This window comes from Microbacterium sp. UBA3486 (assembly GCF_002377845.1).
Taxonomy (GTDB): domain Bacteria; phylum Actinomycetota; class Actinomycetes; order Actinomycetales; family Microbacteriaceae; genus Microbacterium; species Microbacterium maritypicum_A.
The window spans coordinates 13,902-30,833 of sequence record NZ_DFQP01000076.1 but is presented as its reverse complement, the minus strand read 5'-3'; the positions used below and the strand labels follow the sequence as shown (position 1 = coordinate 30,833).

15 protein-coding genes are annotated in these 16,932 nt (G+C 69.6%); 10 read left to right on the top strand and 5 right to left on the bottom strand.

What is annotated here, in order from left to right; genetic code table 11:
* The 3 genes from B2869_RS11330 to B2869_RS11320 form a co-directional block, all read right to left on the bottom strand.
* A partial coding sequence (locus B2869_RS11330) for a DnaJ domain-containing protein (RefSeq protein WP_292766504.1) occupies nt 1-325 on the bottom strand: 325 nt, incomplete at its 3' end.
* A gap of 70 nt (nt 326-395) precedes the next feature.
* Nucleotides 396-1,049 (bottom strand): IMPACT family protein, encoded by a 654-nt coding sequence (locus tag B2869_RS11325; protein WP_292766501.1) that lies wholly within the window; start codon nt 1,047-1,049, stop codon nt 396-398.
* Between the two features lie 30 nt (nt 1,050-1,079).
* A complete protein-coding gene (locus B2869_RS11320) occupies nt 1,080-2,066 on the bottom strand; it encodes an aldo/keto reductase (protein WP_136024706.1) in 987 nt (328 codons plus the stop codon).
* 228 nt (nt 2,067-2,294) lie between these two features.
* Here B2869_RS11320 and B2869_RS11315 point away from each other — a divergent pair, with 228 nt between their 5' ends.
* The 4 genes from B2869_RS11315 (at nt 2,295) to B2869_RS11300 (ending at nt 6,917) form a co-directional block, all read left to right on the top strand.
* Complete coding sequence (locus B2869_RS11315) at nt 2,295-4,433, top strand: MMPL family transporter (RefSeq protein ID WP_292766496.1); 2,139 nt, start codon at nt 2,295-2,297, stop codon at nt 4,431-4,433.
* Nucleotides 4,399-5,706: a sensor histidine kinase gene (locus tag B2869_RS11310; RefSeq protein WP_292766493.1), complete on the top strand. Its 1,308-nt coding sequence runs from the start codon at nt 4,399-4,401 to the stop codon at nt 5,704-5,706. The genes B2869_RS11315 and B2869_RS11310 overlap by 35 nt, the downstream gene beginning before the upstream one ends.
* Entirely contained in the window at nt 5,703-6,326 is a 624-nt protein-coding gene (locus tag B2869_RS11305; protein ID WP_029260668.1) for a response regulator, read from the top strand. Before B2869_RS11310 ends, B2869_RS11305 begins: the two co-directional genes overlap by 4 nt.
* A 126-nt stretch (nt 6,327-6,452) precedes the next feature.
* Complete coding sequence (locus B2869_RS11300; RefSeq protein WP_292766489.1) at nt 6,453-6,917, top strand: DUF2871 domain-containing protein; 465 nt, start codon at nt 6,453-6,455, stop codon at nt 6,915-6,917.
* Between the two features lie 109 nt (nt 6,918-7,026).
* On the opposite strand, the gene cycA is transcribed toward B2869_RS11300, so the two are convergent.
* Both cycA and B2869_RS11290 read right to left on the bottom strand, forming a co-directional pair.
* Nucleotides 7,027-8,496, bottom strand: a complete 1,470-nt coding sequence (gene cycA / locus B2869_RS11295) for a D-serine/D-alanine/glycine transporter (RefSeq protein ID WP_292766486.1) — start codon at nt 8,494-8,496, stop codon at nt 7,027-7,029.
* 134 nt (nt 8,497-8,630) lie between these two features.
* Nucleotides 8,631-9,392, bottom strand: coding sequence for a GntR family transcriptional regulator (locus B2869_RS11290; RefSeq protein WP_136024701.1), 762 nt, complete (start codon nt 9,390-9,392; stop codon nt 8,631-8,633).
* Between the two features lie 170 nt (nt 9,393-9,562).
* Here B2869_RS11290 and iolC point away from each other — a divergent pair, with 170 nt between their 5' ends.
* From iolC to B2869_RS11260, 6 genes are read left to right on the top strand one after another with little or no spacing between them, the layout of a single operon-like run.
* Nucleotides 9,563-10,519: a 5-dehydro-2-deoxygluconokinase gene (gene iolC, locus B2869_RS11285; RefSeq protein ID WP_292766482.1), complete on the top strand. Its 957-nt coding sequence runs from the start codon at nt 9,563-9,565 to the stop codon at nt 10,517-10,519.
* Between the two features lies 1 nt (nt 10,520).
* Nucleotides 10,521-11,420, top strand: a complete 900-nt coding sequence (locus tag B2869_RS11280; RefSeq protein ID WP_136024699.1) for a Cgl0159 family (beta/alpha)8-fold protein — start codon at nt 10,521-10,523, stop codon at nt 11,418-11,420.
* 9 nt (nt 11,421-11,429) lie between these two features.
* Entirely contained in the window at nt 11,430-12,983 is a 1,554-nt protein-coding gene (locus B2869_RS11275; protein ID WP_292766478.1) for a CoA-acylating methylmalonate-semialdehyde dehydrogenase, read from the top strand.
* Nucleotides 12,984-12,990: 7 nt separating this feature from the next.
* Complete coding sequence (gene iolB / locus B2869_RS11270; protein WP_292766475.1) at nt 12,991-13,971, top strand: 5-deoxy-glucuronate isomerase; 981 nt, start codon at nt 12,991-12,993, stop codon at nt 13,969-13,971.
* Between the two features lie 14 nt (nt 13,972-13,985).
* Entirely contained in the window at nt 13,986-15,962 is a 1,977-nt protein-coding gene (gene iolD / locus B2869_RS11265; protein WP_292766506.1) for a 3D-(3,5/4)-trihydroxycyclohexane-1,2-dione acylhydrolase (decyclizing), read from the top strand.
* Nucleotides 15,959-16,876, top strand: coding sequence for a sugar phosphate isomerase/epimerase family protein (locus tag B2869_RS11260; RefSeq protein WP_292766472.1), 918 nt, complete (start codon nt 15,959-15,961; stop codon nt 16,874-16,876). The genes iolD and B2869_RS11260 overlap by 4 nt, the downstream gene beginning before the upstream one ends.
* Nucleotides 16,877-16,932: the final 56 nt, after the last annotated feature.

Below are 16,932 nucleotides of genomic sequence, written 5' to 3'. Positions count from 1 at the left end.
AGGCGCGGGGGGGCCCGTAGGACCGGGCGCGGGGGGGGGTGTCGGTGGGGGCGGCGGTCGGGCGCGAACCGCTCCACTCGGTCCCGGGCTCGGCGGCCGTCGCTCCTGCCACACCGGAGCGGCGGTCGTAGGCGGCGCGGCTCTCGACGGTGCCGACCAGCTCCCACGCGCGCTGCACCTGGATGAACATCGCCGCATCTCCACCGGTATCGGGGTGCGTCTGCCGGAGGCGGAGGCGATAGGCGCGGCGCAACTCGACCTCGTCGACCGTGGGGTCGACGTCGAGGATCTCGTAGGCCGAAGCCGAGAGCGGACTGTCGAACATCGCTCTCCCTCCGCGACCGCGGCATCCAGGATATCCGGCGGCCGTTGTGGTTCTCCCGATGCCGGGGGCGTCAGGCGGGCACGTCGACGATGCGCTCCACGCCGAGGACGGGTGCGATCCCGCCGCCCGATGCGGCGGCGAGGTCGTCCGTGAGGTGCGCGAGCTCCGGCTCCGGTGCCCACAGCTCGAGCGTGGCTGTCGTCGCGTAGGTCGGCTCGCCGAGCGTCGCGCCGTGATGCGCCGCCCATTCGCGCAGCAGGTTGTCGTAGCGACCGGCGTCGGCGTGCGGCACCTCGAACGTCACCTGGCGCAATGCCGCCCGCCGCACGAGCGCGGCCAGGTCGAGTGCCTCCGACACCGCTGACGAGTATGCACGCACCAGGCCACCCGCTCCGAGCTTCACCCCGCCGAAGTACCGTGTCACGACCGCGACCACGTCGGTCAGTCCGCGCCGACGCAGCACCTCGAGCATCGGGATGCCCGCGGTGCCGGACGGTTCGCCGTCATCCGACGACCGCGCCTGATCGCCGAGCAGACCCGTCACCATCGCCGTGCAGTTGTGGTTGGCATCCCACGCCTTCTTGCGGATGCCGGCGATCACGGCCTCGGCCTGCTCGACCGAGGTGACGGGCTCGATCCGCGTGAGGAAGCGTGACTTGCGGATGACGGTCTCATGCTCGACGGCAGCCGCGATGGTCGCGGGGTAGCTGCGGGCGGCGGTCACCCGCCTCACGATACCGATGCCGCGGGAGGCTCAACGATCGACGAACGCCATCTGCTGCGGGTTGTAGCGGTCACCGCTCACGCCGATGCGTGTCGCGAGGGCAGTGAGGTCGGCGACCTCGTCGGCCGAGAGTGCGACGGCCGTGCTCGCGGCGTTCTCCGCGATGCGGGTGGTGCGCCGGGTGCCGGGGATCGGCACGATCCACGGCTGCTGGGCGAGCAGCCAGGCCAGCGCGATTTGGCCGGCCGTGGCGTCCTTGGCGGCGGCCAACTGCGCGACGTGCGCCACGAGCGCCTGGTTCGCGGCCCGGTTCTCTGCCGTGAAGCGCGGAATCGTGGCGCGGATGTCGCCGGCCGCGAAGTCGGACGCGGTGTCGACGGTGCCGGTCAGGAAACCTTTGCCGAGCGGGCTGAACGGCACGAATCCGATGCCGAGTTCGGCGAGCACCGGCAGGATCTCAGCCTCGGGGTCGCGGGTCCACAGGGAGTATTCGCTCTGCAGCGCGGTGACGGGATGTACGGCGTGCGCGCGGCGGATCGTCTCGGCCGACGCCTCGGAGAGCCCGAAGTGGCGCACCTTCCCCTCGGCGATCAGCTCGCCGACCGTGCCGGCGACGTCCTCGATCGGCACATCGGGATCGACACGGTGCTGGTAGAAGAGGTCGATCACGTCGGAGCGCAGACTCCGCAGCGATGCCTCGGCCACCCGGCGGATCTGCTCGGGTCGACTGTTCAGGCCGACGCTCTTGCCGTCCTGGATATCCCACCCGAACTTCGTCGCGAGCACGACCCGGTCGCGGATGGGCTCGAGTGCCTCGCCCACGAGCTCCTCGTTCACATACGGTCCGTACACCTCGGCGGTGTCGAAGAAGTCGACGCCGTGATCGACCGCCGAGCGCAGCACCGCGATCATGTCGTCGCGGGTACCCGGATTGGGGCCGTAGCTCTGTGACATGCCCATGCAGCCGAGTCCGACCGCCGAGACCTGAAGGCCCTGTCCGAGAGTGCGCGTGTGCATGAGTGGTCCTTTCGTCGCGGCCGCGGACGGATCGGCGGCCTGGACCCGACGCTACGCGCACGTGCGGCGACGGGGGAGGGTCTGGTGGAACCCCGTTGACGGGAGCCCCTCTCGGCAGGAGGCCGCTGCCGGACCCTCCTGCGCGCCGCGCGGATCCATCGAAGGGTGGAGACCCGTCTCCGCCCCCTGCGCGATCCGGCCGAGGATGAGGGCGGCTGGACTGGAGTCATGCTCCGCACCCTCCGCTCCCTTCCGCTGTGGCTCACCTCTCGTCGCGGGGGATGGATCTCCCTGCTGATCGCGGCGGTCGCGTTCACCGCCCTCCTCGGCGTGCTCGGACGGGCATCGGTCCCGGCAGGCAACGACGTGGCTCCGCCGGATTCCGAATCCGCGCAGGCCGCGCTCCTCGCCGAGCAGTTCCCCGACGCGGACGAGCACACGGTACTGCTGGTCGCCTCCCGTGAGGACGACGCGCAGCTCAGCGATGCCGACCTCGCCGCCCTCGGTGCGCTCTCGGGCGAAGTCGAAGCGGAGACCGGGCACGCCCCCCACGGTCCGATCGTCAGCGACGACGGCGAGGCCGCGGTCATCCAGGCGACGCTGACCCTGGACGACGACGACGCCGCCGCTGACGCCGTGCACGGTCTGCGCGACACCGTGGCGGTGCATCCCCTCACCGGGATGCACGTGCAGGTCACGGGCGGGCCCGCGTTCGGTGTGGACGTCGCCTCCGCGTTCGACGGCGCGGACTTCACGCTGTTGATGGTGACCCTCGGGATCGTGGCCCTGCTGCTCATCGTCACGTACCGCTCGCCCGTGCTGTGGATGATCCCCCTCATCGTGGTCGCCCTCGCCGATCAGCTGGCCAACAAGGCGACCGCGGCGATCGGCGCCGGGCTCGGGCTGCAGTTCGACTCCGGGATCGTGAGCGTGCTCGTCTTCGGTGCCGGAACGAACTACGCCCTCCTGCTCATCTCGCGCTACCGCGAAGAACTCGCCCGCGAAACCGATCATCGCCGCGCCCTGGTCGCTGCCTGGCGTGCCACCGCCCCCGCGATCGTCGCCTCGAACGTCACCGTGGTCCTGGCGCTGTCGACTCTCGCCCTCGCGGTGATCCCGGGAACGCGCGGGCTCGGCATCGCCTCTGCCGTGGGCCTGCTGATCGCGCTCGCCGCCGTGCTCCTGGTGCTGCCACCGGCGCTCGCCGTGTGCGGCCGTCGACTGTTCTGGCCGTTCGCGCCGCGCGTGGGGGATATCGCGGCCACGGGCCGCGTGTGGGGTGCGGTGGCTCAACGCGTCTCCCGGCGCCCGTGGGTGCCGCTGGTCGGCGGACTCGCGCTGCTCGGCGTTCTCGCCGGTGGGCTCGCCGGAGCGTCCGTCGGGCTCACCCAGGTCGAGAAGTTCCGTGTCGTGTCCGAGTCGGCCGCAGGTCTCACGGTGCTCGGCGATCACTTCCCGGCCGGGGAGGCACAGCCGATGATCGTGATCGGCGATACGGCGGAGGCCGATGCGCTGGTCGCCGCGATCGACGACGTGCCGGGTGTGCTCCGGGTATCGGCGACGGGGGAGAGCAGCGACGGAGCGCTCACCCGTCTGCTCGTCGTCGGTGAGCCGGCGCCCGGAACGCCCTCGAGCCTCGACCTGGTGAGCGCGGTTCGAGGGGCCGTGCAGACAGTGCCGGATGCCGACGCCGTGGTGGGTGGTCCGGTGGCGGCGGATCTCGATGCGCGCGAGGGCAATCGGCGCGACCTGCTGCTGGTCGTCCCGCTCGTCCTCGCCGTCAGTCTGCTCGTGCTGATCGTGCTGCTGCGCTCCCTGGTGGCGCCGGTGCTGCTGCTCGCGGTGAACATCCTCAGCGCGGTCGCGGCCATCGGCGCCGGCACCTGGCTGAGCAGGGTCGTGTTCGGGTGGGACGCGCTCGACCTCCAGGTGCCCCTGTTGTCGTTCCTGTTCCTGGTGGCGCTCGGGATCGACTACACGATCTTCCTCGTCCATCGCGCGCGCACGGAGGCACGGACGGTCGGCACGCGGCAGGGGATGGTGCGCGCCCTCACCGCGACGGGCGGCGTGATCACGAGCGCCGGTGTCGTGCTCGCGGCCGTGTTCGCCGCGCTGGGCTTGCTGCCCCTGGTCACGCTCGGGCAGATCGGCCTCATCGTCGGGATCGGCGTGCTCGTCGACACCTTCGTCGTGCGCACCCTGGTGGTCCCGGCGATCTTCGCGATCGTCGGCGAGCGGATGTGGTGGCCGCGGAAGGCCGGGGGTGCGGGATCCCGCGGGGATCGACACGCGGATCGACACGGACACCGGCCGCACGGGGGAGAATACGAAGATGCCGCAGTCGCCATCTCCGCAGACGCGGACTGAGCGTTCCGGCCGCGTCGATTCCGCGGCCGGGATCCGCGCGCCGCGCACGTGGGCGAGCCTGGTCGGTTCCATCCGGATCGGTCAGGCCGTCATCACGGTCGTGCTGCTCGTGGTCGGTGCGTGGCGTGCCGCGGCGGACGGTGTGCCGCTGCCGTGGGTCCTCGCCCTCTCGCTCGTCTTCCTCGGCTGGTACGGCGGCGGTCTGCTGCTCGGCGAACGCACCGCCGACCGTCGCCTCGCGACCTGGTGGCTGCTCGGGCTGACCCTCATCTGGCTCGGCGCGGTCGTGGTCTCGCCGGAGTTCGTGTGGCTCGCCTTCCCGCTGTGGCTGCTCGCCGGATTCGTGATGCGCCTGCGGTGGGCGCTGCTGCTCAGCGTCGTGGTCCTCGCCGTGGTGGTGACCGCTCCGCTGCTGCACACCGGCACCACGACCTACGCGAACGTGATCGGTCCCCTCGTGGGCGGCGTCTTCGCGCTGGGGATCTCGCGCGGGTACCTCGAGCTCGTCCGCGACGGGCGCGAGCGCCGTCGACTGATCGCCTCGCTGGTTGCGACCCAGGAGGAGATGGCCGCCCTGCAGGACGAGCTCGCCCGCACCCAGCGCGAGTCGGGGGCGACGGCCGAGCGCACCCGGGTGTCGCGCGACATCCACGACACCGTCGCGCAGAGCGTGTCGTCGATCGGGATGCTGGCGCGTTCGGCCCTGGAGGTCGACGATCCGTCGCAGCGCATGCGCGCTCTCGAGCAGATCGGCGCCCTGGCTGCGGAGGGGATGGCGGATGCTCGGCGCATCGTGAACGCCCTGGCGCCGGCGGAGCTGGAGTCGACGGCGCTCGGCGACGCCCTCGCCCGGATGCTGGAGCGCCTCACCGAGGAGACCGGGATCGAGGCCGCTCTGCACGCCGACGACGACTTGCCGTCGCTCGGCATCGACGCCGAGGTGGCCCTGCTGCGGACGGCGCAGTCGGCCCTGGCGAACGTCCGCTCCCACGCATCGGCCTCCCGTGTCGTGGTCACCCTGGCCGATGCGGGCGATGCGGTGCGCCTCGACATCGTCGACGACGGGATCGGATTCGACGCCCGGCACTGGGACGCCCAGGGCGGCGTCGGCAGCCGCGGCGGCGGCTACGGACTGCGCTCGATGCGTGCGCGCCTGCGGGAGCTCGGCGGAGGGCTCGACGTGGAGAGCGCCCCTGGCGACGGCACCGCGCTCTCGGCGCACATCCCTCTGGGCCGCGCCGCTCAGGGGCGACGGAACGGAGAACAGGGATGACCCCGGTGCGCGTGCTGCTCGTCGATGACCATCCCATCGTCCGCGCCGGTGTGCGCTCGCTGTTCGACCACCGTGACGACGTCGAGGTGGTCGGTGAGGCGGCGTCCGGAGAAGAGGCGCTCGCTCTCGCTCGGCACCTGCATCCCGATGTCGTGCTGTGCGACCTGCGGCTCGGTGAGGGCATGGACGGCGTGCAGACGACCGCCGCCCTGCGCACGCAGGATCCGGCCCCGGCCGTCCTGATCCTCACGACATTCGATCGCGACGCCGAGATCCTCGGTGCGATCGAGGCGGGAGCGGCGGGGTACCTGCTCAAGGATGTCGCCCCGGACGAGATCGTGCGTGCGATCCGGCAGGCCGCATCCGGCGGACTCGTGCTCAGCCCGGAGCTCAGCGAGCGGGTGGTGCAGGTCATGCGCGCGCCGCGGGTGCGGCTGACGGGCCGTGAGCTGGAGGTGCTCCGGCTGCTCGACACCGGGGCGTCGAACCGCGAGATCGCCAAGACGCTGTTCGTGACGGAGGCCACCGTCAAGACCCACCTCGTGCACGTGTTCGAGAAGCTCGGCGCCGACAACCGGGCGCGTGCCATCGCCATCGCACGCGAGTCCGGTCTGCTCTGAGTCCGGTCTGCTCCGAGTCGCCCCCTGGCGCGGGCCGCGTGCGCGGGGCTCGACCCTGTCAACCGTTCGATGGATCCCCGGAACGGCCGCGACGCCGAGGCTGGAATCAGACCGAAAGGATTTCCGATGCGCAGACTCTTCACCGCCGCGTTCGCCTCCATGATCGCGGGCGTCGCCTCCGGACTCTTCTACCGAGAGTTCACCAAGATCAACGGCTTCCCCGAGGGGGAGGCGACGCAGCTCGGGCTCGTGCACACGCACCTGCTCGTGCTGGGCTTCATCGTGCTGTTGATCGTCCTGCTCCTCGAGAAGGCGTTCGCGCTCTCCGAGAGCCGCCTGTTCGGCTGGTTCTTCTGGCTGTACAACGCGGGCCTGGTGCTCACGTCGGCCATGATGATCTGGCACGGCTGCCTCACGGTGCTCGGGCAGGAGTCGTCGAGCATGATCGCGGGCATCGCGGGGCTGGGCCACATCCTGCTCAGCGCCGGTATGGTGCTGCTGTTCCTCGCCCTGCGGAAGCGTCTGTTCGCGACGAAGCCCGCCGCCCCGGCGGCCGCCCCGGCTGCGGCCGCCCCGGCCGTCTCGGCCTGACGGCGTTCACAACTCAGGAACGTCAGGTCCGGACAGCCGTGTCCCCGTGATCCGGTCCGGTGCCCGACGAAGTTCCTGAGTTGTGAACAGAGACCGCCCGAGGCCGGAGTCAGTCCGCCTCGACCGAGTCGTCGCGGAGGTGCGCGATGTGCGCCGCGTGCCGGGCCAGGTGGTTCGGGGAGCGGCGCACGAACAGCCAGGCCACGAGCAGCACGACGAACCAGATCGGCGTCACGAGCAGCGCGGTCAGCGTGTCGGGCTGGGTCGTGAGCGCCCACAGGATGAACACGAAGAACGCCAGCACCACGTAGACCATGAACACACCGCCGGGCAGCCGGAAGGTCGACGCGGCGACCTTGTCCTTGCGGGTGCGGCGGTACACGAGGTAGCTGCACAGGAAGATCGTCCAGACGAACATGAAGCACAGGGCCGAGACCGTGGTCACCATGTCGAACGCGGTACCGATGTCCTTGCCCGCGTAGAGCAGCACGACGCCGGAGAACAGCAGGATGCACGACAGGAACAGTGCGTTCTGCGGCACCCGGCGGCGCGAGAGGCGGGCGAACATGCGCGGGGCGTCGCCGTCCTGTGCGAGACCGAACACCATGCGCGAGGTCGAGTAGATGCCGGAGTTCGCGCTCGACATGGCGGAGGTCAGCACCACGAGGTTCACCACCGTCGCGGCGATGCCGAGTCCGGCGAGGGCGAACATCGCGATGAAGGGGCTCTCGCCGGCGACGTACTCGGTCCACGGGGTGACCGCCATCAGCACGATGAGCGCGCCCACGTAGAACAGCAGCACACGGATCGGGATCGCATTGATGGCCTTGGGCAGGTTGCGCTTCGGGTCCTTGGTCTCCGCCGCTGCGGTGCCCACGAGCTCGATGCCGACGAACGCGAACACCGCGATCTGGAAGCCCGCGACGAAACCCATGAATCCGTGCGGGAACATGCCGCCCTTGTCCCACAGGTTCGAGAAGCTCGCGGTGCCGGCGTCGTGTTGGAATCCGGTGAAGATCATCACGAGTCCGGTGATGATGAGCGCCACGATCGCGACGATCTTGATCAGCGCGAACCAGAACTCCATTTCGCCGAACGCGGCGACGGTCGGGAGATTCAGGGCGAGCAGGATGACGATCACCAGCACGCCGGGGATCCACAGGGGGATTCCGGGGATGAGCGCATCCGTGTATCCCGCGATCGCGATCACGTCGGCGACGCCGGTGACCACCCAGCAGAACCAGTAGGTCCACCCCGTGAAGAAGCCCGCCCACGGGCCGAGCAGGTCGCTCGCGAAGTCGCTGAACGACTTGTACTTCAGGTTCGACAGCAGCAGCTCGCCCATCGCCCTCATGACGAAGAACAGCATGAAGCCGATGATCATGTAGACGAAGATCACCGAGGGGCCCGCGACCGAGATGGTCTTGCCGCTGCCCATGAACAGCCCGGTGCCGATGGCCCCGCCGATCGCGAGCAGTTGGATGTGGCGGTTGCTCAGCGCTCGCCGCAGATGCTGTTCCTCTCCGTCTGCGGCGGTGTCGCGCTCGCTTCCGGTACCCCCCGTGTGCTGCTTCGTCACTTTCTTCCTCCGGTCCTCGTCGACGGTTGCCGTCCGACGGTACCTGGAGGAGGGGCCGAGTCCGGAATCGAGTACCGGCATGCCGCCGTTTCCCCCGAGTGAGCGTCTCCGATTCGAAGCGCCCGGGACGTGCGCTACTTCGCGACGAGGGTCGTCTCGAAGCTGTACATGTCGGGTCGGTAGCAGTGGTTTCCATATTCGATCGCTCGCCCGGAGTCATCGAAGGCGATGCGTTCCATGGTGAGGACGGGCCCGCCGTCGTCGATGTCGAGCAGCCCGCTCTCGTCCCCCTCGGCGCGACGCGCGCCGATCTTCTGCTTCGCGATGCGGATCGTGACGCCTCGTGCGCGGAGGATCTGGTACAGCCCTCGGGTGCCGAGGTCATCTGTCGTGATGTCGCGGAACTCCGGAGGGAGGTAGTTCTCCAGCACGGCCACCGGTGTCCCATCGGTGCTTCGCTGACGGCGGATGTAGACGACCTCATCCCCCGGGGCGACACCGAGACCGCTCGCGACCACATCGGAGGCGGGAACCACCTCGTGGGCGAGGACACGGGTGCCCGGCTCGTGATGCGAGCCCTGCAGATCCTCATAGAGACTGGTCAGTTCGACCTGGCGGGTGACCTGGCCCTGGACGACCTGGGTGCCGATGCCTCGGCGACGCACGAGAAGGCCCTTGTCGACGACCTCCTGGATCGCGCGGCGCACAGTGGGGCGTGAGAGGCCCAGGCGCTGGGCGATCGCGATCTCGTTCTCGAGGCGGGCACCGGCGGGGATCGCTCCGGAGTGGATCGCCGATTCGAGGCGGCTGGACACCTGGTAGTACAGCGGCACGGGGCCGGTGCGGTCGAGGTCGGCGAACAGTTCGGCCGGCCAATGGGGCTCGTCGCCGGCCATCGTTCCCTCCCCGGCCCACGCGCTCGCGGGGCCATGTTCCGACAATCTTACGTCCGTGTCGGCGTTGCCCCTGGTCCCTTGCACAGATCCATCCATGTGTTATTGTTAGGACATTCAAGCATCAAGGCCGATGCTCGTACAGAGAGCCGTACAGAGAGGTGTTCGCGCGCATGACCGCTACGCAGAACGCACCCGAGATCATCGCCTTCGGACGTCTCGGGGTCGATCTCTACCCGTTGCAGAGCGGTGTGGTCCTCGAAGACGTCACGAGTTTCGGCAAGTATCTCGGCGGCAGCGCGGCCAACGTGTCGGTCGCGGCGGCTCGGCACGGTCACCAGGTGGCTCTGGTCTCCCGCGTCGGCGATGATCCCTTCGGGCGCTACCTGCATCGGGAGCTCGATCGTCTCGGCGTCGATCGTTCCCGGGTCGTCGTGGATCCTCGCATGAAGACGCCGTTGACGTTCTGCGAGATCTTCCCGCCCGACGACTTCCCGCTGTACTTCTACCGCGACCCGAAGGCGCCGGACCTCAACATCGACATCGCCCAGATCGACCTGGACGCCGTGCGCGCCACCGATCTCCTCTGGCTGACCGTCACCGGACTCAGCCAGGAGCCGAGCCGCTCGGCGCACTTCGCCGCGCTCGAGGCGAGGGGGCGCGCACGGTTCACGGTCCTCGACCTCGACTACCGTCCGATGTTCTGGAGCGATCCGTCCGAGGCGTCGGCGCAGGTCGGCGCCGCGCTCGACGGGGTGACCGTGGCCGTGGGCAACCGCGAGGAATGCGAGGTCGCGGTCGGGGAGACCGATCCGCATCGAGCCGCCGACGCGCTGCTGGAGCGCGGCATCGAACTCGCGATCGTGAAGCAGGGACCGCGCGGCGTTCTGGCCAAGACGCGGGACGAGTCGGTCGAGGTACCGCCGTTGCGCATCGATGTCGTGAACGGGCTCGGTGCAGGCGATGCCTTCGGCGGAGCGCTGTGCCACGGATTGCTGAGCGGGTGGGGGCTCGAGCAGATCATCCGATTCGCGAATGCAGCGGGGGCGATCGTCGCTTCGCGGCTGGAGTGCTCGACGGCCATGCCGACGACCGTCGAGGTCGACGCGGCGATGGCAGGGGGGAAGTGACATGAGCGGCATGCTGACGGCATCCGACTTCGCACGCCTGCGGGAGGTGCGTTCCCGGCGACCCTACGAGATCGCCGACGCCCTGCGCACCCGCACCCGGCGGGAGGTCCTGAGTTCCGACGACCGGATGTTCATCGTCGCCGCTGACCACCCGGCGCGGGGTGCGCTGGCGGTCGGGGCGGATGCCACCGCGATGGCGGACAGGTATGACCTGCTCGACCGGCTGGCCACGGCTCTCGCCCGTCCCGGTGTGGACGGGGTGCTCGGCACGCCCGACATCATCGACGATCTCGCGGCCCTCGGTCTGCTCGAGGGCAAGGTCGTCGTCGGGTCGATGAACCGCGGCGGCCTGCGCTCCGCGACCTTCGAGATGGATGATCGCTTCACCGCCTACGACGTGCCGAGCATCATCGAGTCCCGGCTCGACTTCGCGAAGACCCTGATCCGCATCAACTTCGATGACGAAGGCACCTCGGCGACCCTCGAGGCGACGGCACATGCCGTGACCCAGGCGGCCGCCGCACGACTGCCCATCATGCTCGAGCCGTTCGTGAGCGAATGGAAGGACGGCCACGTCGTGAACGACCTCACCTCGGATGCTGTCATCCGCTCGATCGCGATCGCCGCCGGGCTCGGCGGGAGCAGCGCATACACCTGGATGAAACTGCCGGTCGTCCCCGAGATGGAGCGGGTGATGGCGGCGACGACCATGCCGACCGTGCTCCTCGGCGGTGATTCGCCTGAGGGACCGGACGAGACCTTCGCCGCCTGGGAGGACGCCCTGTCGCTCTCCGGCGTGCGGGGCCTGACCGCCGGTCGCACGCTGCTCTACCCTCCGGACGGCGATGTCGCTGCGGCCGTCGACATCGCGGCACGGCTCGTCCACCCCACGTTGATCTGAGGAGCACACATGACCATCGAGACGACCAGCACAGCGGCGACCCCTCCCGTGGGGGGTGTGCCGCAGATCGGCCACTGGATCGACGGAGCGCCGCGTTCGTCGACGAGCGGTCGCACAGCCGACGTCTTCAACCCGGCGACGGGAGCGGTGATCGGGCAGGTCGCCCTGGCCGACGAATCCGAGATCGCGGAGGCGATCGCTTCCGCGGACCGCGCACAGCGTGCCTGGGGGAGCACGTCGATCGCCAAGCGCCAGGCAGTGCTGTTCGCCTTCCGCGAGCTGCTCAACGCGAAGAAGGGCGAGCTCGCCGAGATCGTCACGCGCGAGCACGGCAAGGTGCTCTCCGACGCGATGGGCGAGATCCTCCGCGGTCAGGAGGTGGTCGAGCTCGCCACCGGGTTCCCACACCTGATCAAGGGGGCGTACTCCGAGAACGTCTCCACCGGCATCGACGTCTACTCGATCAAGCAGCCGCTGGGCGTCGTCGGTATCGTGAGTCCGTTCAACTTCCCGGTCATGGTGCCGATGTGGTTCTTCCCGATCGCGATCGCGGCCGGCAATGCCGTGGTGCTCAAGCCGAGTGAGAAGGATCCGTCCGCGGCACTGTGGATGGCTGAGCTGTGGCGTGAGGCCGGGCTGCCCGACGGGGTCTTCACCGTGCTGCAGGGCGACAAGCTCGCCGTCGACGGGCTGCTCACGAGCCCGCTCGTGCAGTCGATCTCGTTCGTGGGGTCGACGCCGATCGCCCAGTACATCTACGAGACCGCATCGCGTCATGGCAAGCGGGTGCAGGCACTCGGCGGGGCGAAGAACCACATGCTCGTGCTCCCCGATGCCGACCTCGACCTCGTCGCCGATCAGGCGATCAACGCGGGGTACGGTGCGGCGGGCGAGAGATGCATGGCGATCTCAGTGCTGATCGCCGTGGAGCCGGTGGCCGAGAGGCTCATCGAGAAGATCACCGAGCGGATCTCCCAGCTGCGCGTCGGGGACGGCGCAGGGGGGCCGGACGGGGAGCCCGACCTCGGACCTCTGATCAGCGGTGCGCACCGCGAGAGGGTTTCCGGGTACGTCGACATCGCCGCGGCCGACGGCGCGCGCATCGTGGTCGACGGCCGGGGTCTCGTCGTGGACGGGCATGAGGACGGCTTCTTCTTCGGGCCCACGCTGATCGACGAGATCCCGCTCACATCGAGGGCGTACCGGGAGGAGATCTTCGGGCCGGTGCTCTCGATCGTCCGCGTGGAGACGTTCCAGAAGGGGCTCGACCTGATCAACTCCGGCGAGTTCGGCAACGGCACGGCGATCTTCACGAACGACGGCGGTGCGGCCAGGCGCTTCCAGAGCGAGGTGCAGGTCGGCATGATCGGCATCAACGTCCCGATCCCGGTTCCGGTCGCCTACCACTCTTTCGGGGGATGGAAGGCGTCGCTGTTCGGCGATGCGAAGGCGTACGGTGTGCACGGGTTCGAGTTCTTCACGCGGGAGAAGGCGGTCACCAGCCGCTGGCTCGACCCGGCGACGCACGAGGGCATCAACCTCGGATTCCCGCAGAACCGCTGAGGTGCGCATGAACGTCGAGAGGCATGCGGATGACGGCGCGGCCAGGGAAGCGCGGTGGTTCCACCGTCGTGGCGCACTGGCCGCCGGGGAGTGGGAGAGCGTCGTCGACGACGGCCTCCCGGGCTGGCAGCACACGGGCCTCCGCATCGGCGCAGTGGCAGACGGGGAGTCTCTCGCCGTGCCGGAGGCCGGGCAGGAGCGCATCGTGGTTCCGCTCGCCGGCCGCTTCTCGGTGGAGGTGATCGAGGGAGGTGCGGCGTCGACGATCGAGCTCGTGGGGCGACGCTCGGTGTTCGACGGTCCGACGGATGTCCTCTACCTCTCCTCGTTCGCCGCGGCCACGGTGCGTGGAATCGGCCGGTTCGCCGTCGCTTCGTCGCCCACGATCGAACGACGGCCCTCGCGCCGGATCGCGGCGAGCGAGACTCCGGTCGAGCTTCGAGGTGCCGGATCGTCCAGCAGGCAGGTGCACAACTTCGGCACACCGGAGGCGCTCGATGCGGCACGGCTGATCGTGTGCGAGGTCATCACTCCCGCCGGCAATTGGTCGTCCTATCCTCCCCACAAGCACGACGAGCACGTGCCGGGGCATGAATCCCGACTCGAGGAGATCTACTATTTCGAGGCGGCACGCACCGATCGGTCGGTGCACGGATCGCTGCAGGGGGCGGACGCCGCCTTCGGACTCTTCAGCACCTACTCCTCGCCGGCGGGGGAGATCGAGATCGATGCGAGGGTGCACTCCGGTGACATCGCCCTGGTGCCGTACGGCTACCACGGCCCTGCCGTCGCAGCCCCCGGCTACGACCTGTACTACCTGAACGTGATGGCGGGGCCGGATCCGCAGCGGCAATGGCTGATCTCCGATGATCCGGACCACGCGTGGGTGCGCGATTCCTGGTCGGCACAGCCGATCGATCCGCGGCTGCCCTTCCCGGAAGGTGCGGCTCTGCACGATGACGAGTCAGATGGAGGAGGTCAACGATGACACCGGCGAGAAGGATGACACCGACCAGGAGGATGTCGGTCAGCCAGGCGCTGGTCGAGTTCCTCGCGAATCAGTGGACGGTCGACGGTGAAATCCGCGAGCGGACGATCCCCGGCGTGTTCGGGATCTTCGGGCACGGGAACGTCGCGGGCATCGGGCAGGCGCTGCGGCAGCTCGACGTCGAGCGTCCAGGCGTGATGCCGTATCACCAGGCACGCAACGAGCAGGCGATGGTCCACCAGTCCGTGGGGTACGCGCGGATGCACCGTCGCCGGGCGACCTTCGCCTCCGCGGCATCCGTCGGCCCCGGCGCGACCAACATGCTCACCGGCGCGGCCTTGGCCACGACGAACCGCCTGCCCGCGCTCCTGCTCCCGAGCGACACCTTCGCCACCCGCGTCGCCGACCCCGTGCTGCAGCAGCTCGAGCAGCCGTGGGACATCGGTCTCTCCGTGAACGATGCGTTCCGTCCGCTCTCGCGCTTCTTCGACCGTGTGCAGCGTCCGGAGCAGCTGTTCTCGATCGCCGTGAACGCGCTCCGCGTGCTCGTGGATCCTGCGGAGACGGGCGCCGTCACGATCGCTCTGCCGGAAGACGTGCAGGCCGAGAGCATCGACGTGCCGCTGTCGTTCCTCGCCGAGCGCGAGTGGCACCTTCGGCGCCCGCTGCCGGAGCGCGGCGCTCTCGAGCGGGCGGTGCGGGCGATCCGCGCCGCGAAACGCCCGTTCATCGTCGCCGGTGGCGGGGTGATCTATTCCGGGGCGGAGGGGCAGCTGCGGGCCTTCGTCGAGAGCACCGGCATCCCCGTGGGGAGCACGCAGGCGGGTGGCGGCAGCCTCGATTGGGACCACGCGCAGTACCTCGGCGGCGTGGGCGCGACCGGATCGTCCGCGGCGAACAGGCTCGCCGCAGAAGCCGACCTCGTCATCGGCATCGGCACGCGCTACAGCGACTTCACCACCGGCTCGCGCACCGCGTTCCAGCACCCGAGCGTCGAGTTCGTGAACATCAACGTCGCGGCGTTCGACGCCTACAAGCACGGTACGTCGTTGCCGGTGATCGCCGATGCACGCGAGACGCTCAACGCACTCGCGGCGGCGCTGCCCGACCGGCTCGTGAGTGACGAGTATGCCGCGCGCGTCGCCGGGGAGAAGCGCGAGTGGGATGCCACGGTCGACACTGCCTTCGTGCCTTCGGGGCGCGAGAGACCAGGCCAGCCGGAGATCGTCGGCGCCGTGCAGGCGGCCACCGACCCGGAAGACGTCATCGTGCAGGCGGCGGGCTCGCTGCCAGGGGACCTGCACAAGCTCTGGCGCGTTCGGGATCCGCTCGGCTACCACGTCGAATACGCCTTCTCGTGCATGGGGTACGAGATCGCCGGAGGGCTCGGTGCCAAGCGCGGCGCGCTCGCCGACGGGTCCGACCGCGACGTGGTCGTGATGGTCGGCGACGGCTCGTATCTGATGCTGAGCTCCGAGCTCGCGACCGTCGTCGCCGAGGGGATCAAGCTCATCATCGTGATCGTGCAGAACCACGGCTACGCGTCGATCGGGCACCTGTCCGAGACGGTGGGGTCCGAGCGCTTCGGCACCAGGTACCGGATGCAGGGCGATCAGGCACGGGATGGCTCCGGGCAGGGTGAGCGGCTGCTGCCGATCGACCTCGCGATGAACGCCCGCAGCTACGGCCTCGACGTCGTGGAGATCGCGCCCACGGCCTCCGCGATCGACGACCTGTCGGCCGCGCTCGCCGCAGCGAAGGCCTCGCCGCGTTCGACGGTGATCCACATCGAGAGCGATCCGCTGCTCTACGCCCCAGACGGCGAGGGATGGTGGGACGTGCCGGTGCCCGAGGAATCGTCGCTGCCGTCGACGCGTCGGGCGCGACGCGAGTACGAGCAGCGCCGGACGGCGCAGCGGCCCCTTCTGGGGGGCGAAGGGTCTCTGGGCGCTGGAGGATCACCGGGCGCGGACGACGGGAGCGGGAAGTGAAGGCGACGGTGGCGGGTGCGCCCGTGAGCTTCGGTGTGTTCGAGCTGACGCCGGAGGGCGCGGAGACGATCGCGCCCGACGATCTGCTCGCGACCCTCGCCGAGTCCGACTACCGCGGTGTCGACCTCGGTCCGTCGGGATTCTTCGGGCAGGGGAGACGGCTGCGGGAGCGGCTGCGAAGTCATGGGCTGGAGCTCGCAGGCGGCTGGGTGCAGCTGCCGTTCTCTGATGACGAGGCGTTCGACGCCGCGTTGCCGGAGCTGCACGATGCACTTCGGGCCTTCTCCGACGCCGCGCAGGACGCTCCTGACCGACTGCCGCTGCCGACGCTCGCCGACGGCGGTTCGGCGATTCGTCAAGGCGCCCCTGGCCGCGGTGCCGAGGTCGACCCGCTCGCGGAGGCAGCCTGGGGACGCCTGCTCGCGAACACCGAGCGCGCCGCCGCCCTCGTGAGGGCGGCCGGGTTCGAGCCGACCTTTCACCACCACGCGGGCACGTTCGTGGAATCCCCGGAAGAGATCGACCGGTTCCTCGCGAACGTCGACGTCGACCTGACGCTCGACACAGGGCACCTGTTCATCGCCGGTGGCGATCCGCTCGATGCGGTGCAGCGCTGGGGGGACCGCATCAACCACCTTCACCTCAAAGACGTCGATCTCGGCGAGCTCACGCGCGTGCTCGCGGCCGGGGGAGGGATGCGGGAGGTCTGGTCGTCCGGAGCATTCGTCGCCTTCGGCGAGGGCGACATCGACCTCGGTGCGGTGATGGACACCGTCGATGCCCGCGGCTTCGACGGCTGGATCGTCGTCGAGCAGGATGTGCTCAACGGCCCGGACGTCTCCCTCTCCGACTTCCGAGCCGCACGCGGGACGGACCAGATCCGCAACCGCGAGGCTCTGCGCCCCTGGGCGTGACCTCTTCTCCTCATCTCTTCTCCTCATCGCTTCTCCTCTCCTCTCCACACCTCCCT